We start from the raw sequence: 19667 nt of genomic DNA on the forward strand, positions 1-19667 counted from the left end.
ACCCTGAATCGATGCATTTAAGCCGTCAAAAGAGTATACTGGAGAAAGAAGTGAGGTGCTGGTGAATGCCGATTATCACGAAAATCACACAAGGGAAAAAGAATCCGGAGCGCTATAATATTTTCCTGGAGGAAAAGTTTGCTTTCAGTGTCGATGAAACGGTGCTCATCAGGTTTCAACTGACCAAAGGCAAAGAATTGGACCAATGGACCATCGAGGAAATGAATTTTGAAGATGAGGTCCGAAAAGCCTTCAATAAGGCTCTCGACTTCCTCAGCTACCGGATGCGCAGCGAAAATGAAGTGCGCCAGAAACTGAAGGAAAAAGAATATGGCAATGCCGTGATAGACGAAGCGATTGAAAAATTATATAAATTGAACTTTCTTGATGACCGCGCCTTTTCGGAAGCTTTGATGCTGACTCAGATCAGAACATCCAAAAAAGGCCCAAAGGCGATCCAGCAGGATATGCAAAAGAAAGGGATTGATAAACAGATGCAAAAAGATGTGCTGGATTCTTATTCGGAAGAAGAACAAGTGGAACTGGCAAAAGAACTTGCAGAAAAAATCGCTGATAAGGAAAAAACGAAGACTCCCAGACAGATTGAGCAGAAAATCAGCGATTCCCTGATGCGCAAAGGCTACTCCTATTCAGTGATCAAACTGGCGGTCGCGGATCTGGACCTGGAAAAAGATGAAGACGAGTGGACCGACATCGTTGCCGCACAGGGCGATAAGCTGTGGCGCAAGCACAGCAGCAAGCTGACGGGCTACGATCTCAAAACGAAAGTGAAGCAGGGGCTGTATCAGAAAGGTTTTCCTGCAGAAGTCATCAATGAATACTTGGAGAAAAAGGAGAACGAAGATGAGTGAAGAAAAGCGTTACAGTCAAATGGATGAACAGGAATTGCGCGGCGAAATTGCGCGCTTGAAAGAAAAAGCGCGTAAAGCTGAGCAGTTGGGCATTGTGAACGAATTTGCCGTATTGGAGCGTAAAGCCATCATGGCCGCTTCCTATCTGCTCGATCCGAAAGATTTTAAAAAAGGGGAAGTCTACCGCATCGAGGGAGATCCCAATGTATATTTCCAAATCGATTATCTGAAAGGCCGATTTGCATGGGGGTATCGCCTGGGCGGCAATAAATTTACAGAAGCGCTGCCAATTTCCATGCTGCGCCCGCTGAAGGAAGGGAAGTAAAAGGATGAAAGAATTAATTGAACAGTTGACCATTGAATTGCAGACGAAAAATCCGAATATCTCGGAAGAAAAGGCTCGTACATGGATTGAATTGCTTGCTTCCGATTTTGAATCTTCCTATGCAAAAGCGGGATATGATTATCAGGGGACAGAAGTTGTCGAAAAGGTTGTCCGTCAGTGGATCGAAAGCTACGGTGAGAATATCCATGAATTTGCAGCAAGCAATCCGAAATATGCCCATCTGATGGAAGACTGACCACTGCTGAAGCATGAAAAAACGCACACCTTTGAGTGTGCGTTTTGTGATTCTGTCTAATTGTGGCTGAAATCGAGCTTCTTTCGAAGTTTGTCTTCGCTGAAAATCCAGCCGGTATAGGAATTGAGGATCTTGTAATCCTTATCCAGATGGGCAACTGCCACAAAAGGATAATAATCATTGCTGCGGTAACGGAGGTCGATCAGACGGACTTCATAAATGTCTCCGTATTGATTGATTTCCCAGCGGTAAAGTGGAGAAAATGACACAAAAGCTGATAGATTCTTGTCTTTCAGCGCCGTTTGGATCAAGTCATTTTCAGGAAGCGGTTTTTTCATGAACTTATCATAGAAGTTGATACTGCGGCCGTAAGCGCGGCCGACGTAATGATGCCGGTCTGTATCCGCTGCGATGCGCCAGTGGAAATAACGCATTGTCGGTGCCACGAAAATTTCTGTGGCGTCAGGAAGCGTATTGCGGATGGCGTGCTTGATGGCGGCCTGCAGTACAAAACGTGAGATATAATAGAACAGCAGCACGATGTACAGAATACTGACCGTCCATACCGGATTTGCTCCAAATGCCCAAATCATCAAAGCGATGACATGAGCGCCGAAGATGATCGGGTCAAACGTATTGATGACGCCGAGCGCGATCCAGCGATTCGAAAAAGGCCGCAGCGCCTGTGTCCCGTAGGAATTGAATATATCAACAAATACATGAAGCACGACGGCCAGGAATGTCCATAGCCAAAGGTGCAGCAGGTTTGCTTCAGGGAATATGAATCCTATGCCCGCAGTCAGCAGGATCGGCCAAAAAAGAACCGCTGGAATGGAGTGGGTGGCTCCTCTGTGATGCCGGATATATACGGCATTATCCCGTAATTTGAGCACGGTATCGACATCCGGGATTTGCGAGCCGATGATGGTGCCGGCGATGACTGCTGTCATGGTGACCGTATCGTTCGACACTGCTGGATCGGCCATGGCGAGGCCGCCGAGCGCGATGCCCATGACGAGATGTGTGCCTGTATCCACCGTCTCATCCCCCTTTACCTATTTTTTATCAGCGATGGAATCTTGCTTTTTTAACCGCTTAATTACTCTTTACATACCCTGATTCCGGCTGAAATAATCTACATACATGGAGGGCTACATTATTACTATTGAAAAAGAGCAATTTCAAAATGACTTGATCACTTGGTTCCACGAAGAAAAAAGAGATCTGCCGTGGAGACGCACGGCTGATCCCTATCAGATTTGGATATCTGAAATCATGCTGCAGCAAACACGGGTGGACACGGTGATTCCTTATTATAAAAGGTTCATCGAAAAGTTTCCGACCTTAAATGACCTCGCGGCAGCAGATGAAGAAGTTTTATTGAAGCAGTGGGAAGGCCTCGGCTATTATTCGCGCGCCCGCAACCTTCAGGCAGGTGTCAGGGAAGTGGCGGAAAAATACGGCGGCAAAGTTCCGGAAAACCGCAAGGAAATTTCTTCTTTGAAAGGTGTTGGCCCTTATACGGCCGGAGCGGTGCTGAGCATTGCCTATGGCCTGCCGGAGCATGCGGTCGATGGCAATGTCATGCGTGTGCTGTCGAGAATTCTATTGATCGAAGAAGATATCGCTAAACCGAAAACTCGCAAAACATTCGAAGAGGCGGTCACGGAATTGATCAGCCATGAAGATCCGTCTGCATTCAATCAGGGGTTGATGGAACTCGGAGCGCTCATCTGCACCCCCACTTCCCCGAAATGCCTGTTATGTCCTATGCGCGAACATTGTGCGGCGTTCCATGAAGGCCGTCAGCATGCATTGCCGGTAAAAACAAAAGCTAAATCAACCAAAGCGGTCAATTATGTCATGGCGGCAATCCGTGAAGGTGAAAACTATTTGATGGAAAAACGTCCGTCGACCGGGCTGCTTGCAAATATGTGGCAATTTACTTTGGTCGAAGTGCCGCAACACCTGGAAGCTTCAGAAGTTGAAGAAGTCCTTTCCGGGCAATTTAAGGGGCTGGTGAAGAAGGCGGAAAAAATTACTTCTTTCAAACATGTCTTCTCTCATTTAACATGGAATGTGGAAGGCTTTATTGCCGAAGGCCAAAATCTTGAAATTACCGATGATATGAAATGGGTCAATGCGGCAGAAATGGAAGAGCTGCCGATTTCCGGACCGGTTCAAAAAATGAAGACAGCTTTAAAAAGCAGAGGAGATGTATGAAAATGGCTGAACAAAAAGTGGCACTCGTTACAGGAAGCAGCAGGGGACTGGGCAAGGCGATGGCAATCGCACTCGCGGAAGAAGGGTATGACATCGTCGTCAACTATGCCCGCAGCAAAACAGCAGCACTTGATACAGTGAAAGAAATCGAGGCAAGAGGACGTAAAGCATTGCTTGTCAGAGCGAACGTCGGTGATGTCGAAAAACTTCGCGGCATGTTCGAAACGATCAAAGAGGAATTCGGCAGGTTGGACGTTTTCGTTTCCAATGCGGCATCCGGCGTGCTTCGCCCGATCATGGAACTGGAAGAATCCCACTGGGACTGGACGATGAACATCAATGCCAAAGCGATGCTGTTCGGGGCGCAGGAAGCGGCAAAATTGATGGATAAAGGCGGAAAGATAGTCGGCATCAGTTCACTCGGCTCAATCCGTTATCTCGAAAACTATACGACGATCGGTGTGTCGAAAGCGGCGGTCGAATCCATCACCCGTTATTTGGCGGTTGAACTTGCGCCTAAAGGGATTTCGGTAAATACGGTGTCCGGCGGCGCACTCGATACGGAAGCCCTGAAGCATTTCCCGAACCGGGAAGAGCTGCTGAATGATGCGCGTGTCAATACACCGGCGGGCCGCATGGTGGAAATCGAAGATATGGTCAAAACAGCCATGTTCCTAATTTCGGATGATTCGGATATGATCCGTGGACAGACGATTATCGTGGACGGCGGCCGATCGGTCGTTATGTAATATTTTCCTTTGCCGACGTATTGCTGTATGTTTTCAGAATTGATTGATATAATATTGAAATAGCAGATAATATAAGGGCTTAGACGAGAAGGTGGGATGGACATGGCGATTCCCGCAGAGGGAGAAACGATACAAATCCACAGTTATAAACATAACGGCCGAATCCACCGTGTCTGGCAGGAAACAACTGTTTTGAAAGGTACGAATAATATTGTAATCGGTGCTAATGAACGCACCCTGGTAACGGAATCAGATGGGCGGACGTGGCTGACACGTGAGCCATCGATTTGTTATTTTCATGCAGAGCATTGGTTCAATATCATTTGCATGCTTCGTGACGATGGGGTCTATTATTATTGTAATATCAGTTCACCGTTCGTTTATAATAATGGCTCATTGAAATACATCGATTACGACCTGGATGTCAAAGTGTTTCCGGATATGTCTTACACATTACTGGATGAAGACGAATATGAAGACCACAAACGGCAGATGGGTTATCCTGAAGTGATCGACCAGATCCTCTACCGCAATGTTGAAAAGCTGATCGGCTGGATCAAACAGCGCAGAGGCCCGTTTGCCCAGGACTTCATCGAAGTATGGACGGACCGGTACGAGTTCCACAGACAAAACCGGATTCGTTGATAAAATGGAAACCTGTTGCCAGTCAACAGGTTTTTCGTTTTGAATGAGATTGGAGTGATCAATTTGAGCAATAAGAAACAAAGTACCATGAAACGGTACATGCATTTTGTAAAACCATATTATTGGCAAATAGCTTTAACGATTCTGATAGGTGTTTTTAAATTCGCTATTCCGCTTTTCATTCCCTTGCTCATCAAAATTGTCATCGACGATATTATCGGTGCGGAAGCCCTGTCAAGCCAGGAAAAACTGGAGCAATTGTATTTATGGCTGGGAGGAACGGCCATCGTCTTCTTTCTGCTGCGTCCGCCGATTGAATATTTCCGGCAGTATTACGCGCAGTATGTCAGCAATAAAATCCTCTATGACATCCGTGGCTATCTATACGGACACCTCCAGCGGCTAAGCCTCAGATATTATGCCAATACACGTGCAGGGGAAATCATCTCGCGCGTCATCAATGACGTGGAGCAGACGAAGAACTTTGTCATGATCGGATTGATGAATGTCTGGCTGGATCTGGCGACGATTCTCATCGCCATCGGCATCATGTTATCGATGGATGTCTCGCTTACAATCGTAGCTCTCTTGGCATTTCCTTTCTATGCGCTGAGTGTGAAGTATTTCTTCGGCAGGCTTCGCGATCTTACGCGTGAGCGTTCCCAGGCACTGGCAAATGTTCAAAGTTATCTCCATGAACGTGTACAGGGCATGAGCATCATCAAGAGTTTTGCGCTTGAGAAACATGAACAGAAAATTTTCAACGACACCAATGATAAATTTTTGGAAAAAGCCATAGACCATACAAAATGGAATGCGAAGGCATTTGCAGTCGTCAATACGATTACAGATGTCGCACCGCTATTGGTCATCGGATATGCGGGTTATCAAGTGATCCAGGAGAATTTGACCCTTGGTACGATGGTGGCGTTCATCGCTTATATTGAACGCCTTTATAATCCGCTTCGCCGTTTGGTCAATTCTTCAACGACGCTCGTACAGTCTCTTGCATCGATGGACCGGGTTTTTGAGCTGGTCGATGAAGATTACGATGTAACCGATAAAAAAGGTGCACGCGATCTGAAAGTGGTGGACGGTAAATTGGAATTCCGCAACGTTTCATTCCATTATAATGACGGTGGTACAGAAGTCCTGTCGAATATGAACTTCACGGTGAAACCGGGGGAAACGGTGGCATTAGTGGGCATGAGCGGTGGTGGGAAATCCACGATCGTGTCGCTTATCCCACGGTTCTATGATGTAACGGAAGGCGGCATCTATATGGATGACCATAATCTCAAAGATGTCAGCATCCATACGCTCCGTGACCAGATCGGCCTTGTCCTTCAGGATTCCATCCTCTTCAGCGACTCGGTCAAAGCGAACATCCTGATGGGGAAACCGCACGCGACCCATGAGGAAGTGGTGGCAGCCGCCAAAGCAGCCAATGCCCACGACTTCATCGAAATGCTGCCGGAAGGCTACGACACGAAAGTCGGGGAACGCGGCGTGAAACTATCAGGTGGTCAAAAGCAGCGTATCGCCATTGCACGTGTGTTCCTGAAAAATCCTCCGATCCTGATTCTCGATGAAGCGACATCTGCGCTTGATTTGGAGAGTGAGGCACTTATCCAGGATTCTCTCGAACGCCTGGCAAGCGACCGCACTACATTGATCGTCGCTCACCGCCTGTCGACCATCACACATGCAGATCAAATCCTTGTCATCGACCACGGAGAGTTGGCCGAACAGGGTACACATGATGAATTGATGAAAAAACAGGGAGTCTACTTCAATCTTTTCCAGGTCCAGCATTTCAAATAAAAAAATCTTTCTATAATATTTATATTTTGGATGACCAGCCGGGGATGCCCGGCTGGTTTTATTTTTATCACAAATTATTACTAGCAAGTCCTATAAAAAGAACTATTGCATATAGTCTGAATTCCCGTATAATTAAAAGATATACAATATTCAGAATTATTTTTGTGGAAAAAGGGGTGTCCAAGTGAGAGAAAGAGAGAAAGTTTTAGACGTCAGGGGTCTTCAGACTACCTTTTTCACAGACGATGGAGAAATTCCGGCAGTAGACAATGTTGACTTCCATGTACGTGAAGGGGAAGTTCTGGGAATAGTGGGGGAATCCGGATGTGGCAAGAGTGTCACATCTCTTTCGATTATGGGACTTGTTCCAAGTCCGCCAGGGAAGATTACTGGCGGTGAAATTTTATTCGGCAACCAGGATTTGACTAAGTTACCCGAGAAGAAGATGCGCGAAATCCGCGGCAATGACATAGCGATGATATTTCAGGAGCCGATGACTTCATTGAATCCATTGTTCACAATCGGCAATCAGCTGCAGGAAGCGATTAAAGTCCATAAACGGGATTGGTCGAAAAAGCAGATCCACAGCCGTGCTGTCGAAATGATGAAAATGGTCGGTCTGCCCCGAGCAGAAGATCTGATGAAAAATTACCCGCATCAATTGTCAGGCGGGATGCGCCAGCGGGTCATGATTGCGATGGCGCTGCTGTGCGATCCGAAAGTGCTGATCGCCGATGAACCGACAACTGCACTTGATGTGACGATTCAGGCGCAGATCCTGAAACTGATCAAAAACCTCAACCAGGAACTTAATACGGCTGTAATTCTCATTACCCATGACCTGGGAGTCGTTGCTGAAACATGCGAACGGGTAGTGGTCATGTATGCAGGGAAAGTGGTGGAAGAAGGCCCTGTAGCAGAAATTTTCAAAGATCCGCAGCATCCATACACGCGCGGGCTGCTGGAGTCCGTGCCGGATATGAGATTCAAGAAAGAACGGCTTTATTCGATACCGGGCAACGTGCCGAAACCGGGCTCCATCAATACAGGCTGCCGGTTTGCACCAAGATGTGAATTTGCATTTGACCGTTGCCTGACAGAAAATCCGCCGCTTTACCAGACGGCAGAAGCGCATCAGACCCGGTGCTTCCTATTTGATCCGAAGGAGGCAGAGAAGCATGACCGAACAATTGTTAAAAGTTGAAGGGCTGAAAAAGTACTTTCCGATTAAATCAGGACTTTTTGGGCGTGTTAATAATTATGTGAAAGCTGTTGACGACGTCTCGTTTTCAGTGAAAGAAGGGGAGACACTCGGGATCGTCGGCGAATCAGGCTGCGGAAAGTCGACGACTGGGCGAATGCTGATGAGGCTGCTGGAACCGACGGAAGGGACAGTGACTTTTGACGGGCAGGTGCTTACCTCACTTTCGCCGGGCGAAATGCGCAAAGCACGCCGTGACATCCAGATGGTTTTCCAAGATCCCTATGCTTCCTTGAATCCCCGGCATACGATTGAAAAGATTCTCATGGAGCCTTTGAACGTCCATGACATCGGAGATCCGAAAGAACGCAAAAAGAAAGTCCATGAATTCCTTGAAATTGTCGGACTCAGCAGCTATCACGCAAAACGCTATCCCCATCAGTTCAGCGGTGGACAGCGGCAGCGCATCGGGATTGCCCGGGCGCTGATGACAAATCCGAAGCTTATTATCGCTGATGAGCCCGTTTCAGCACTTGATGTTTCGATCCAGGCACAGGTGCTCAACCTGATGCAGGATCTGCAGAAAGAACTGAAACTGACTTATATATTCATCGCCCATGATTTAGGCGTGGTTCGTCATATCAGCGACCGCGTAGGAGTGATGTATCTCGGGAATATGGCTGAAATGGCCGATACCGAGGACCTTTACGAAAAGCCGCTGCACCCGTATACGCAGGCGCTGCTTACTGCAGTGCCGGTTCCGGATCCGGCTTTCAAAAGGGAGGAAGTGGTCATCAAAGGGGACGTACCAAGTCCCGCAAATCCTCCAAGCGGCTGCCGTTTCCATACCCGATGCCCATTCAAGATGGATATCTGCGAAACGACAGTGCCGATTTTTGCGGAGGTTGAGAAAGGTCATTCTGTAGCCTGCCATCTTTACGAAGAAAGCAGGCCGCAATGATAATAAACAAAAACGGAGGGGTTAATTTGGAGAGAAAAAAAATCACGTTTCTTGCCTTTTTGATGCTTTTACTGGTCTCCACAGTCCTATACGGCTGTAATGGCGATTCAGATGAAGGTTCAGAAAGCAATGGTGAAACTGGTGGCGAAGGGGAATCCACGGAAGAGAAAATCCTGATCTTCGGACGCGGGGGAGACTCGGTATCACTTGACCCTATCACGGTTACTGATGGTGAATCATTTAAAGTTACGAAAAACATTTTCGATACGCTGGTAAACTTCGGTGAGCAGGATACAGAAATTGAAGGGGCTCTCGCTTCTGACTGGGAAGCTGCTGAAGACGGATTGACTTACACATTCACACTTGAAGAAGGCGTGAAATTCCACGATGACACGGATTTCAATGCTGAAGCAGTCGTGGCAAACTTTGAGCGCTGGGCTGCGGGGGATGCTGATCAATTCCCTTACTACAAATCAATGTTCGGCGGTTTTGGTGATGAAGAAGAGCACATAATCGAATCGGTGGAAGCAACCGGCGATTATGAAGTTACGATTAAATTGAAACGCCCGATGGCGCCATTCCTTAAAAACCTGGCAATGAGCCCATTCGGTATCGCTTCACCTACCGCTTTTGAAGCGGCAGGCGAATCTTTCGGCGACAATCCTGTTGGAACAGGACCATTCAAATTTGTTGAATGGAAACGCAATGACACTGTCCGGATTGAAAAATTCGATGGTTATTGGGTGGAAGGCGAGCCAAAACTGGATGAAGTCGTATTCCGTTCGATTCCGGATAACTCTGGCCGATTGAATGCATTGCTTGCAGGTGAAATCGACCTGGCTGATGGGATCAACCCTTCTGATGCAGCAACAATCGAAGGGGACGATAACCTTCAATTGTTCGAACGTCCATCCATGAACGTAGGCTATCTTGGATTGACAAACACACGTGAACCTTTTGACGATCCATTAGTGCGCCAGGCGATGAACCATGCAATCGATCGTCAGGCAATCGTTGATACATTCTTCGAAGGTCGCGGAGAAGTTGCGAAAAACCCGATGCCGCCGGTAATCAGCGGTTATAACGATAATATCGAAGGCTATGAATACGATCCTGAGAGAGCGAAAGAATTGCTGGAAGAAGCTGGTCTTGGCGATGGATTTGAAATGGAGCTTTGGGCAATGCCTGTTCCACGCCCCTACATGCCGGACGGCCAAAAAGTTGCTGAAGCCATTCAAAGTGATCTGGCTGAAGTTGGAATCACTGCCACTATCGTTTCTTACGAGTGGGCAACGTACCTTGATAAAGCTGCAAACGGTGAAGCCGATGCCTTCCTATTAGGCTGGACTGGTGACAACGGAGATGCAGACAACTTCCTGTATGTATTGCTTGACCAGGATAACATCGGTTCAAACAACTACACTTATTATGAAAATCAGGAATTGCATGACATTTTCATAGAAGCTCAGACAGAAGTCGACGAAGATATCCGTAATGAGTTGTATATGCAAGCACAGGAAATCATCCATGAAGATGCACCATGGGTTCCGCTTGCCCACTCAACACCGCTATTGGCTGGAGGCAGTAATGTCGTGAACTTCAAAGCACACCCCACAGGTTCTGACAAATTGGCATCAGTAGATATGGAGTAGATTTTTCGGGAAGGGAGATCGAACTGATTTCCCTTCTTTTTTTAAATTGATTTATACATATATGTTGGAGATGGAGAGGTGAAGACATGCTTAGCTATATTGGCAAGCGGCTATTGCAGCTGATTCCGGTTCTGCTCGGAATGACATTTATCGTCTTTATGATCATTCGCGCAATTCCTGGAGATCCTGCTCAAGTAATTCTCGGCCAGCAGGCTTCTGCGGATGCCATAAAAGCTTTGAGGACAACGCTAGGCCTCGATAACCCATGGTATATCCAATATTTTGATTATCTGAAAGGCCTTGTTACAGGAGATCTGGGGCAATCGCTCCGTACCAGAACTCCGGTAGTGGACGAAGTCTGGCCATATTTGGCGGCGACCATCGAATTATCGGTATTCGCTGTGATTATCGCGGTTATCATAGGCATCAATGCGGGGATCATTTCGGCTTGGTTCCAGAATTCCTGGTTTGATTACCTTGCCATGATCATCGCACTTATCGGTGTTTCGATGCCGATTTTCTGGCTGGGCCTGTTAAACCAATGGATTTTTTCCATTGAACTTGGCTTATTGCCGACTTCCGGACGAATGAATGTACGGGATCCGATTGAATCGATAACCGGTTTTTATATAATTGATACGCTGATGACGGGGCAATTCGATCAACTGGCGACCATTTTGAAACACCTGATCCTTCCTGGAACGGCCCTTGCGACGATTCCGATGGCGATCATCGCCCGGATGACCCGTTCAAGCATGCTGGAAGTCATGCGTTCCGATTATGTTCGGACAGCGCGTTCCAAAGGATTGAAAATGTTCTGGGTCGTCTATAAACATGCATTGAAAAATGCCATCATCCCAGTCATGACAATCATCGGTCTTCAAATGGGGCTGCTTCTTGGCGGCGCTATCCTGACCGAGACCATCTTTGCGTGGCCGGGAATCGGCCGATACATTTATGAAGCGATCGGCTTCCGTGATTATCCGGTGATCCAATCGGGCATCCTGATCGTCGCTTTCATATTTGTCATGATCAATCTGTTCGTGGATCTTCTATACAGTCTCGTCGATCCTCGCATTAAATATGATTAGGAAGGGGGAGAACAATGGCTGACACGACACTCAATAAAAATGAAGTGGAAATACAGAAAGTTGCCGGACCATGGAAAGAAGCGTGGCGCGGCTTCCGAAAAAGTAAAGTAGCCGTCATCGGTATGGGTATCGTCACCTTCTTTATTTTACTGGCCATCTTTGGACCATTATTTACACCGGAAGGAATAAATGAACAGAAAATGGATACCCACCGTTTTCTGCCCCCTTCTTCAGAACACTGGATGGGAACAGATGATTTTGGCCGGGATATTTTCTCGCGTGTAGTATACGGAGCGAGGATTTCCCTGTGGGTAGGTTTCCTGGCTGTCGTCGCTTCTGTCGTAGTGGGGAGTTTCCTCGGTATTCTGGCGGGCTATTACGGCAGATGGGTGGATACCATCATTTCGCGCATTTTCGATATCATGCTTGCTTTCCCGAGTATCTTATTGGCGATTGCAGTTGTATCGGTTCTAGGACCGTCACTTCGAAATGCCTTGATCGCCATCGCGATCATCAACGTGCCCAATTTCGGGCGTCTGATCCGATCGAAGGTGCTGAGTATCAAGGAAGATGAATACATCATGTCCGCCAAAGCGATCGGCATGAAAGACAACCGGATTCTCTTTTCGCATATTTTGCCGAACTCGATGGCTCCGGTCATTGTGCAAGGAACATTGGCGATTGCTACAGCGATCATAGAAGCTGCAGCACTCGGATTCCTGGGTCTTGGCGCTTCGGCACCGACGCCCGAATGGGGCAAGATGCTAGCAGATTCAAGGGCTTACCTGACCAATGCGCCGTGGACGATGATTTTCCCCGGGGCTGCGATTATGCTCACAGTACTGGGATTCAACTTAATGGGAGATGGATTGCGGGATGCACTCGATCCCCGTATGAAATCTTAAAAAAACGTGCAGAGGAATCTATTCCCCTGCATGTTTTTCGTTTGCAATCATCACACCAGATTTTCAAGTTCTACATCGACTTCATCGCTATGATAATTCAGGTAGGCGATGATCAATAAATCCAAGTGTTCCAGCTGTTCCTCGTAATCGACCATAGCGGATAATACGTGCATCAAATGATAAACGGAAAAATCACGGTCTTCAGCTTCCAATGCAATGTTTATTTCTTTTACAAAAATCGCCATCACTTCATGGCGCTTGATCGATGCATCTACTCCCGATGATTCACTGTGTTCGGGGCGCAGCTTACCTACATATTTCATATAAAGCTGTTCATGATAACTTGCCAGGCTTTCCAGGCGTTCCTGTACCATCATATGGAATTGTTCAGGCAGCTCCGTCAACTCATTTTCAAAACGATGCAGGCGTTTCAGGACATCCAGGCTCTTTTTGGAGGTGGCAATCATCTGCCGGTACAGCACCAATTTTCTGGCTTTGACATACTGCTGTTTTTTCGTATAACTGCGCTCTTCTTTATAGAAGGAATACCATTGATCCACCTTTATCAACTTTTCATCCAGCCGGTCGATATCTTCTTTTACGGAAACGTGATCAGAAGCATGGCGGATCGAAACACGGATCCAACGGACGACTTCCTCACTGACTTCGTGGATGGATTTGAATAAGCGCACCTCGTACTTCGGGGGAAGAAAGATTAAATTGACAATAAAAGCTGAAAAGATACCCAGCAGGATTGTCAAAAAACGCAGGGATGCGAACGATAGAAAGTCCGTAGTATGAGAATCCATGATGATAATGATGGTGACCAGCGTCAGCGGCACCGGATTGTCCAGTTTTAACTTAAGCATCAGCACGATCGCAAGGATGGCTGCCAGTCCGATGGTGAGGTAGTTGCTGCCGATGGTCAATACAAATATGACCGCAATGGTCGCGCCAACCAGATTTCCATATACCTGCTCAAGCAGTGTGATGTAGGAGCGGTAGATAGAAGGCTGAATGGCGAATATCGCTGCTACGCCTGCAAATACAGGAGAAGGCAATTCCAATAAGTTGGCTAAAAAGAGGGCCAATGAAATCGCCACACCGGTTTTCAATATACGTGCCCCTAATTTCATGTCTTACGGATTCCCCCTTCCTGTAATGCTGTAAAGTTTATAATTGGCTGAAAGCTTTTCGTACAGCTTGAATTGCAGTGTTGATATCTTCTTCTGTATGCTCGGTTGTCAGGAACCAGGCTTCGTATTTAGAAGGGGCCAGATTAATGCCCTGCTCAAGCATCAATTTGAAGAAACGGCCAAAAGTCTCTCCATCAGTCGCTTCAGCCTGTTCATAGTTTTCGACCGTTACGTCCGTGAAGTAGATGGTGAGAGCACCTTTTAAGCGATTGACTGTTATTGTTATATCAAATTCCTTGGCAGCTTGTAAAATCCCTTCTTCCAAAATTTTACCGAGCCTGTCCATTTCTTCGTAAACTCCTTCAGCCTGAAGCACTTCCAGGCATGCGATGCCTGCTTGGATCGAAGCGGGATTTCCAGCCATGGTGCCTGCCTGGTAAGCAGGTCCAAGCGGAGCTACTGTTTCCATGATTTCTTTTTTGCCGCCATATGCACCGATCGGCAATCCGCCGCCGATGATTTTGCCGAGTGCAGTCAAATCCGGAGTCAACCCCAGCATGTCCTGGGCACCGCCATAATGGAAACGGAATGCCGTGATCACTTCATCATATACGATCAAAGCGCCTTTTTCTTTGGCTATGCGATGCACTTCTTCCAGAAACCCTTCTTTCGGCTCGACAATGCCGAAATTGCCGACAATCGGCTCGACCAGGATACAGGCGATTTCATTGCCCCATTTTTCCATCGCTTCCGCGAAAGCAGCAGGATCATTGAATGGGATCGTAATCACTTCTTCGGCAATTGTTTTTGGAACACCGGCAGAATCAGGCGTACCGAGTGTTGCAGGGCCGGAGCCGGCTGCCACCAGCACCAAATCAGAATGGCCATGATAGCATCCTGCAAACTTCATGATTTTCGTGCGGCCTGTATAAGCGCGTGACACACGGATCGTTGTCATGACAGCTTCCGTTCCGCTATTGACGAAACGGACTTTATCCATATTCGGCATAGCTTCTTTCAGCATTTTTGCAAACGTGATTTCATGGCGCGTCGGCGTACCGTATAAAACCCCTGTTTCAGCAGCATGCGAAATCGCCTTTGAAATATGAGGGTGGCCATGGCCGGTGATGATCGGGCCGTAGGCTGCCAGGAAATCGATGTATTTATTGCCGTCGACATCCCAGAAGTATGCACCTTTTGCGCGTTCCATCACAACGGGTGAACCGCCGCCGACCGCTTTGAATGATCTGGAGGGACTATTGACCCCGCCGACGATATGCTGAAGCGCTTCTTCGTGAAGTTTAATTGATTGGGAATGGTTCATGATGTGAATTCCTCCTACTTAAAGTCTATTCCTTTATTGTAGACAAGTTTTTGCATTAACGCCAAAGAAATTGAAACTGCAGCGGCAGTTCGGTACGATATACTTATAGAAGAGGAGTGATTGTGATGACAGCATTGGAAGGTTTGCATGCACCGGATTTTTCACTGAAAAACGAAAACGGTGAAATGGTTTCTTTGAAGGATTTTTCCGGAAAAAAATATGTGGTCCTTTATTTTTATCCAAGGGATATGACACCGGGCTGTACGACACAGGCGTGTGATTTCCGCGATGCCGAAAAGGATTTTTCGGAACTCGGTGCAGTGATTCTGGGTGTCAGCGCAGATTCTGAAGCACAGCATACAAAATTCATCACGAAGCATGGCCTGCCTTTTTCACTTTTGGTAGACGAAGATCACCAGGTATCGGAAGCATACGGGGTGTGGGTGGAGAAGAAAATGTACGGGAAAGAGTTCATGGGAATTGAACGTTCGACATTCCTGATCGATCCGACCGGCACCGTCATCAAAGAGTGGCGCAAAGTCAAAGTTAAGAACCATATCGGGGAAGTGCTGGAAACTCTGAAAGAGCTTAGCAACGCATAGGGGGAAAACATTCATGGAAATACTATTCACCTTTTTGCCATCCGAAGAAATGAGGCAGGACATCATAGAAGATTTTCCTGATGTCAATTTCCATTTCGCCTATAAGGATAAAAGCAGGTTGCCGGAAGCGGATGTACTGGTCACTTACGGAGAGGACCTGGACGAGGAAGACATTGCCGCTGCAAGACAATTGAAATGGATCATGGTTGCAAGTGCGGGTGTCGAGAAAATGCCGCATAAAGCAATCGCGCAGCGGGGAATAACCGTATCGAATGTGAGGGGCATCCACAAAACACCGATGGGTGAATCAGTGCTCGGGCATTTGCTTGCGTTGAAGCGCTCACTTCCGGAAATATATGAAAACCAGCGGAAACGCACATGGGAGCGCAAATTCAGATCGACAGAACTTTTCGGTTCCACTGCACTGATTCTTGGGCCAGGTGCAATCGGCGCTGAAATCGGCCGGCTGCTGCAGGCGTTCGGCGTAATGACCATCGGCTGCAACCGCTCTGGAAATCAGGCGGAACATATGAATGAAATGATTTCTTTCGATGAACTTCTGTCGAAACTGCCGGAGGCCGATGTCATCATTTCAGTTCTGCCAAGCACGCCGGAAACCCGGAATCTCCTAGGCGCAGAGCATTTCAAAGCCATGAAAGAAGATGCAATCTTTATGAATTTCGGCCGCGGAGATCTGGTGGATGAAGAAGTACTTTTTGAAGCGATGAAAAATGAATCCATTGCCCACGCAGTCCTGGATGTTTTTGAACAGGAGCCGCTTCCGGATGACCATCCGTTCTGGACTTTGGAAAATGTCATCATCTCCCCACATGTCTCAAGCAAATCCGGTAAATATCTTGAACGGGCAATGGAAATATTCCTGCCCAATTTACGGCAATGGCTGGAAGGCAAAAAGGAACCGACAAATCTCGTCAATATGGAAAAGGGGTATTAGCGATGAAAATTTACACAAAGACCGGTGATAAGGGGACAACTTCACTCGTTTACGGTTCCAGGGTCAAAAAAAATGATGTATTAGTGGAAGCTTATGGCACGTGTGATGAAGCAAATTCGATGATCGGTTTAGCTTTAGCGCATCTGAACAGCGAGTTTTTCAGTGAAAAAGATGAAATCATGGATATCTTCCATCAGATCCAAACGACTTTATTCCACGTTGGAGCGGAGCTTGCGACTCCTGCCGGTAAAGAAGTCAAATGGAAGCTGCATGCGGAAGATACTGTGAAACTCGAAAATTGGATCGATAAATACGATGCGGAGCTGACAGCGTTGAACAACTTCATCCTTCCTGGCGGGCATCCGGCCGGAGCCGCATTCCATGTAGCCCGGACAGTCGTCAGAAGAGCGGAACGCCTCGCATCATCCATCGGGGATGACACTTCTCCTGAAGTGATGGCATACCTGAACCGCTTGTCCGATTTCCTGTTTGTTGCGGGCCGTTTCATCAATCAGCGTTTGGGAAGCAAGGAAAGCGAACTCCATAGCGAGCGATAAAGCAATTGAGAAGGCGTTCATTTGGCGTCCTTATAGTGATTTCTTGACATATGCCGGTCATTTTGAGTACACTGATTATAACGATTACAATGTAATAATCTTTATGAAGTGAGGTGCACGGCGATGTCTGAAGGTCTATTAAAAGACGCGCTTGATGCTTTGAAGTCTACGGGTGTCCGAATCACTCCTCAACGTAATGCGATTTTGGAGTATATGATTCATTCAACTACCCACCCGACAGCGGATGACATTTATCGCGCGCTTGAGAAATCTTTTCCTAATATGAGTGTTGCAACAGTATATAATAATTTGCGTGTCTTTAAGAAAGCCGGATTGGTCAAGGAATTGACTTATGGCGATTCATCAAGCCGTTTCGATTTCGTTACACATGATCATTACCATATGATTTGTAGCGGCTGCGGGAAAATTGTCGATTTCCATTACCCGGGCTTGGACGAAGTCGAACATTTGGCGTCGCATGTTACCGGATTCCAGGTGGATTACCACCGCCTTGAAATTTACGGTACATGCCAGGACTGTCTAGCTGATACTGCAAAAGCACAATGAGAAAACGGGCATAGAATCCTCTATGTCCGTTTTTATTTTGAAAAATAAAATCCGCCGGCGACGAAATCGCTGGCGGATTTTTTATACTTTGGAGTTTTTCTTATTATAATCGACGTCGAACTCTTTGCCTTCAAGAGCGGGGTCCATTGTGAGCGGCTCGCGGCAGTGCATGCACATGTCCACACGGCCGAGCATTTTCGTATGACGATTACAGTTAGGGCATTGGACCGGAACGGTTTTCATGGAAAGAAGCCCGATCCAGGCATAGACACCTGTGCTTCCAATAATCGCAATAACTCCAACCAGCATGAATATGACCATAACGACAGGCTGCTCTCTGAAGAAAATACCTATATACATAATAACGATGCCGATGAAAATCAGCGACAGCGCAAAAGTCCGTATTCGGTTGATTTTATTTTTATAAGGTTTCATGTTCAATTCCTCCTTGCATCCATCATACTATATCATATTCAAAGTGAAAAAGCGTTATTGCTTTTCTCATGAAGGAATCGGCAGAAATATGTCGAAATAGAGAAAAGCACAGATTCTTTGCCCAGCCGGAGCATAAACCTATTTTGAATGAATGAAAAAACGGGTATGCCCGTTAATATACCTGAAACTGCAGGGAGTGAGAGGGAATGGAACAAAAGTTAAGAGCGATTTATCAGGAGCGGGCCAGCCAGGAAAGTACGCTTGGGGTGATGCTCATTGAAAAAAGGGAAAAAGTCAGCCCTAATACAGATACTTTCGATGCCATCCTGCTGATCATCACCAAAGAAAATGAAACTCCGGTATTTTCGAAACATTATACCGACGGTGAAAAAAAAGCGGCAATGCATATCGTTACAGAAAAACAATTGAAAAAATGGCTGCTTCTCGGCACCAACAGAAAAATTGTCGATTGGCTATTTAATGGACGCATCATTTTTGATCGTAATGAGTTTATGGAAAAATTGATCATCGAGCTTAAGGAATATCCTTTTGCCGGGAGAAAGATAAAAATGGGTCTCGAATATGCAAAGCTTATCAGACGATACTTGGAAGGGAAAATGCTTTTTGAAGAAAAGAATTATCTCGACGCCTATCGTCACGTGATAGAGTCGCTGCATCATTTAGCGAGATTGGCTGTCTTGGAAAATGGCCTGCCGCCAGAGGTGACTGTCTGGTCCCAGGTTAAAAAGATGGAGCCATCCATTTATAAATTATATGAAGAATTAGTGCTGAGTGATGAGTCGATTGACAAGCGGCTGGAGCTTTTATTCCTAGCCAGCGAATTCCTGATCCATTCACGCACGGCCGACGGAGCACAGCATATCATTGAAATAATGGGCCAAAAGAAAAGCTGGACGATCCAGGAACTTCATGAACAGGAAGAGTTGAAAAACTATTCTTCCGATCTCGAAGTCTTCATCGAATACCTTGTCGATAAAGAAATAATCTTTGTCGAAGGGGTATTAACTAAAAGTGAAGGCATTTTCCACCGGTACTACTCGGTCAGAAGCGAAAATTGAAGAGGAGATCTGTAACCGGATTGTCCATGGACAATCCGGTTTCTTTCATTAGAGTAGATCTGTTGGTAATGATTTTGAATAACATTTTCTGAGAATACCATATAGAGCTTGAAAATTTCTCGAGATTTTTATCCTTTTGGCGTTGACAATCAGGTGAGATCCATATTATGATATTACTTGTCGCTCAGGCAAATTAAGTTTTTTAGAATAATAATTAAAGCTTGACTCCAGCGGCAGGCGATGGTAAATTAGAGAAGTCGCTTCAACACAGCGAGAACAAATGAACCTTGAAAACTGAACAGCAAAAC

At 46.5% G+C, this 19667-nt stretch carries 21 protein-coding genes; 17 read left to right on the forward strand and 4 right to left on the reverse strand.

The window, feature by feature from the left end; genetic code table 11:
* Window positions 1–65: 65 nt before the first annotated feature.
* From recX to IQ294_RS14265, 3 genes are read left to right on the forward strand one after another with little or no spacing between them, the layout of a single operon-like run.
* On the forward strand, window positions 66–872 hold the full coding sequence (gene recX, locus IQ294_RS14255; protein ID WP_203334732.1) for a recombination regulator RecX: 807 nt from the start codon (window positions 66–68) through the stop codon (window positions 870–872).
* On the forward strand, window positions 865–1197 hold the full coding sequence (locus IQ294_RS14260; protein WP_203334733.1) for a YfhH family protein: 333 nt from the start codon (window positions 865–867) through the stop codon (window positions 1195–1197). Before recX ends, IQ294_RS14260 begins: the two co-directional genes overlap by 8 nt.
* Before the next feature lie 4 nt (window positions 1198–1201).
* Window positions 1202–1453 (forward strand): YfhJ family protein, encoded by a 252-nt coding sequence (locus IQ294_RS14265; protein ID WP_203334734.1) that lies wholly within the window; start codon window positions 1202–1204, stop codon window positions 1451–1453.
* Window positions 1454–1509: 56 nt separating this feature from the next.
* On the opposite strand, the gene IQ294_RS14270 is transcribed toward IQ294_RS14265, so the two are convergent.
* Window positions 1510–2490: a metal-dependent hydrolase gene (locus tag IQ294_RS14270; RefSeq protein WP_203334735.1), complete on the reverse strand. Its 981-nt coding sequence runs from the start codon at window positions 2488–2490 to the stop codon at window positions 1510–1512.
* Between the two features lie 106 nt (window positions 2491–2596).
* Here IQ294_RS14270 and mutY point away from each other — a divergent pair, with 106 nt between their 5' ends.
* From mutY to IQ294_RS14315, 9 genes are all read left to right on the forward strand, one after another.
* Window positions 2597–3676, forward strand: a complete 1080-nt coding sequence (gene mutY / locus IQ294_RS14275) for an A/G-specific adenine glycosylase (RefSeq protein WP_203334736.1) — start codon at window positions 2597–2599, stop codon at window positions 3674–3676.
* 2 nt (window positions 3677–3678) lie between these two features.
* Entirely contained in the window at window positions 3679–4425 is a 747-nt protein-coding gene (gene fabL, locus IQ294_RS14280; RefSeq protein WP_203334737.1) for an enoyl-[acyl-carrier-protein] reductase FabL, read from the forward strand.
* Between the two features lie 102 nt (window positions 4426–4527).
* Entirely contained in the window at window positions 4528–5070 is a 543-nt protein-coding gene (gene ntdP, locus IQ294_RS14285) for a nucleoside tri-diphosphate phosphatase (protein ID WP_112224969.1), read from the forward strand.
* A 99-nt stretch (window positions 5071–5169) separates the two neighbouring features.
* Window positions 5170–6894 (forward strand): ABC transporter ATP-binding protein, encoded by a 1725-nt coding sequence (locus IQ294_RS14290; protein WP_284699733.1) that lies wholly within the window; start codon window positions 5170–5172, stop codon window positions 6892–6894.
* Between the two features lie 184 nt (window positions 6895–7078).
* Window positions 7079–8098, forward strand: a complete 1020-nt coding sequence (locus IQ294_RS14295) for an oligopeptide/dipeptide ABC transporter ATP-binding protein (RefSeq protein ID WP_203334738.1) — start codon at window positions 7079–7081, stop codon at window positions 8096–8098.
* On the forward strand, window positions 8073–9056 hold the full coding sequence (locus IQ294_RS14300; RefSeq protein WP_203334739.1) for an ABC transporter ATP-binding protein: 984 nt from the start codon (window positions 8073–8075) through the stop codon (window positions 9054–9056). Before IQ294_RS14295 ends, IQ294_RS14300 begins: the two co-directional genes overlap by 26 nt.
* A 62-nt stretch (window positions 9057–9118) precedes the next feature.
* Entirely contained in the window at window positions 9119–10708 is a 1590-nt protein-coding gene (locus IQ294_RS14305; RefSeq protein WP_432419965.1) for an ABC transporter substrate-binding protein, read from the forward strand.
* Window positions 10709–10794: 86 nt separating this feature from the next.
* Window positions 10795–11799 (forward strand): ABC transporter permease, encoded by a 1005-nt coding sequence (locus IQ294_RS14310; RefSeq protein WP_203334741.1) that lies wholly within the window; start codon window positions 10795–10797, stop codon window positions 11797–11799.
* Window positions 11800–11813: 14 nt separating this feature from the next.
* A complete protein-coding gene (locus IQ294_RS14315; RefSeq protein WP_203334742.1) occupies window positions 11814–12704 on the forward strand; it encodes an ABC transporter permease in 891 nt (296 codons plus the stop codon).
* 50 nt (window positions 12705–12754) lie between these two features.
* On the opposite strand, the gene IQ294_RS14320 is transcribed toward IQ294_RS14315, so the two are convergent.
* Together IQ294_RS14320 and IQ294_RS14325 are read right to left on the reverse strand one after the other, a co-directional pair.
* Window positions 12755–13840: an FUSC family protein gene (locus IQ294_RS14320; protein ID WP_203334743.1), complete on the reverse strand. Its 1086-nt coding sequence runs from the start codon at window positions 13838–13840 to the stop codon at window positions 12755–12757.
* A gap of 37 nt (window positions 13841–13877) precedes the next feature.
* Window positions 13878–15164, reverse strand: coding sequence for a glutamate-1-semialdehyde 2,1-aminomutase (locus tag IQ294_RS14325; RefSeq protein ID WP_203334744.1), 1287 nt, complete (start codon window positions 15162–15164; stop codon window positions 13878–13880).
* Between the two features lie 125 nt (window positions 15165–15289).
* Here IQ294_RS14325 and bcp point away from each other — a divergent pair, with 125 nt between their 5' ends.
* The 4 genes from bcp to perR all read left to right on the forward strand — a co-directional run bounded on the left by bcp (window position 15290) and on the right by perR (window position 17845).
* Window positions 15290–15766 carry a thioredoxin-dependent thiol peroxidase gene (gene bcp, locus IQ294_RS14330; protein ID WP_203334745.1) on the forward strand — a complete coding sequence of 159 codons (477 nt, stop codon included), beginning with the start codon at window positions 15290–15292 and terminating at the stop codon, window positions 15764–15766.
* A 13-nt stretch (window positions 15767–15779) separates the two neighbouring features.
* Window positions 15780–16721, forward strand: coding sequence for a D-2-hydroxyacid dehydrogenase (locus IQ294_RS14335; RefSeq protein ID WP_203334746.1), 942 nt, complete (start codon window positions 15780–15782; stop codon window positions 16719–16721).
* 2 nt (window positions 16722–16723) lie between these two features.
* Window positions 16724–17278 carry a cob(I)yrinic acid a,c-diamide adenosyltransferase gene (locus tag IQ294_RS14340; protein ID WP_203334747.1) on the forward strand — a complete coding sequence of 185 codons (555 nt, stop codon included), beginning with the start codon at window positions 16724–16726 and terminating at the stop codon, window positions 17276–17278.
* 123 nt (window positions 17279–17401) lie between these two features.
* Window positions 17402–17845 (forward strand): peroxide-responsive transcriptional repressor PerR, encoded by a 444-nt coding sequence (perR, locus tag IQ294_RS14345; RefSeq protein WP_203334748.1) that lies wholly within the window; start codon window positions 17402–17404, stop codon window positions 17843–17845.
* A gap of 81 nt (window positions 17846–17926) precedes the next feature.
* On the opposite strand, the gene IQ294_RS14350 is transcribed toward perR, so the two are convergent.
* Window positions 17927–18280, reverse strand: a complete 354-nt coding sequence (locus tag IQ294_RS14350) for a YgzB family protein (protein ID WP_203334749.1) — start codon at window positions 18278–18280, stop codon at window positions 17927–17929.
* A 206-nt stretch (window positions 18281–18486) separates the two neighbouring features.
* On the opposite strand from IQ294_RS14350, the gene IQ294_RS14355 reads away from it, so the two are divergent.
* Window positions 18487–19359, forward strand: coding sequence for a nucleotidyltransferase-like protein (locus IQ294_RS14355; protein ID WP_203334750.1), 873 nt, complete (start codon window positions 18487–18489; stop codon window positions 19357–19359).
* Window positions 19360–19667 lie beyond the last annotated feature (308 nt).

Source organism: Planococcus beigongshangi (assembly GCF_016820495.1).
GTDB classification, from domain to species: domain Bacteria; phylum Bacillota; class Bacilli; order Bacillales_A; family Planococcaceae; genus Planococcus; species Planococcus beigongshangi.

Coding starts and splice junctions, on each gene's coding strand:
- recX (WP_203334732.1), top strand. CDS start 66: ATGCCGATTATCACGAAAATCACACAAGGGAAAAAGAATCCGGAGCGC.
- IQ294_RS14260 (WP_203334733.1), top strand. CDS start 865: ATGAGTGAAGAAAAGCGTTACAGTCAAATGGATGAACAGGAATTGCGC.
- IQ294_RS14265 (WP_203334734.1), top strand. CDS start 1,202: ATGAAAGAATTAATTGAACAGTTGACCATTGAATTGCAGACGAAAAAT.
- mutY (WP_203334736.1), top strand. CDS start 2,597: ATGGAGGGCTACATTATTACTATTGAAAAAGAGCAATTTCAAAATGAC.
- fabL (WP_203334737.1), top strand. CDS start 3,679: ATGGCTGAACAAAAAGTGGCACTCGTTACAGGAAGCAGCAGGGGACTG.
- ntdP (WP_112224969.1), top strand. CDS start 4,528: ATGGCGATTCCCGCAGAGGGAGAAACGATACAAATCCACAGTTATAAA.
- IQ294_RS14290 (WP_284699733.1), top strand. CDS start 5,170: ATGCATTTTGTAAAACCATATTATTGGCAAATAGCTTTAACGATTCTG.
- IQ294_RS14300 (WP_203334739.1), top strand. CDS start 8,073: ATGACCGAACAATTGTTAAAAGTTGAAGGGCTGAAAAAGTACTTTCCG.
- IQ294_RS14305 (WP_432419965.1), top strand. CDS start 9,119: ATGCTTTTACTGGTCTCCACAGTCCTATACGGCTGTAATGGCGATTCA.
- IQ294_RS14310 (WP_203334741.1), top strand. CDS start 10,795: ATGCTTAGCTATATTGGCAAGCGGCTATTGCAGCTGATTCCGGTTCTG.
- IQ294_RS14315 (WP_203334742.1), top strand. CDS start 11,814: ATGGCTGACACGACACTCAATAAAAATGAAGTGGAAATACAGAAAGTT.
- IQ294_RS14320 (WP_203334743.1), bottom strand. CDS start 13,840: ATGAAATTAGGGGCACGTATATTGAAAACCGGTGTGGCGATTTCATTG.
- IQ294_RS14325 (WP_203334744.1), bottom strand. CDS start 15,164: ATGAACCATTCCCAATCAATTAAACTTCACGAAGAAGCGCTTCAGCAT.
- bcp (WP_203334745.1), top strand. CDS start 15,290: ATGACAGCATTGGAAGGTTTGCATGCACCGGATTTTTCACTGAAAAAC.
- IQ294_RS14335 (WP_203334746.1), top strand. CDS start 15,780: ATGGAAATACTATTCACCTTTTTGCCATCCGAAGAAATGAGGCAGGAC.
- IQ294_RS14340 (WP_203334747.1), top strand. CDS start 16,724: ATGAAAATTTACACAAAGACCGGTGATAAGGGGACAACTTCACTCGTT.
- perR (WP_203334748.1), top strand. CDS start 17,402: ATGTCTGAAGGTCTATTAAAAGACGCGCTTGATGCTTTGAAGTCTACG.
- IQ294_RS14350 (WP_203334749.1), bottom strand. CDS start 18,280: ATGAAACCTTATAAAAATAAAATCAACCGAATACGGACTTTTGCGCTG.
- IQ294_RS14355 (WP_203334750.1), top strand. CDS start 18,487: ATGGAACAAAAGTTAAGAGCGATTTATCAGGAGCGGGCCAGCCAGGAA.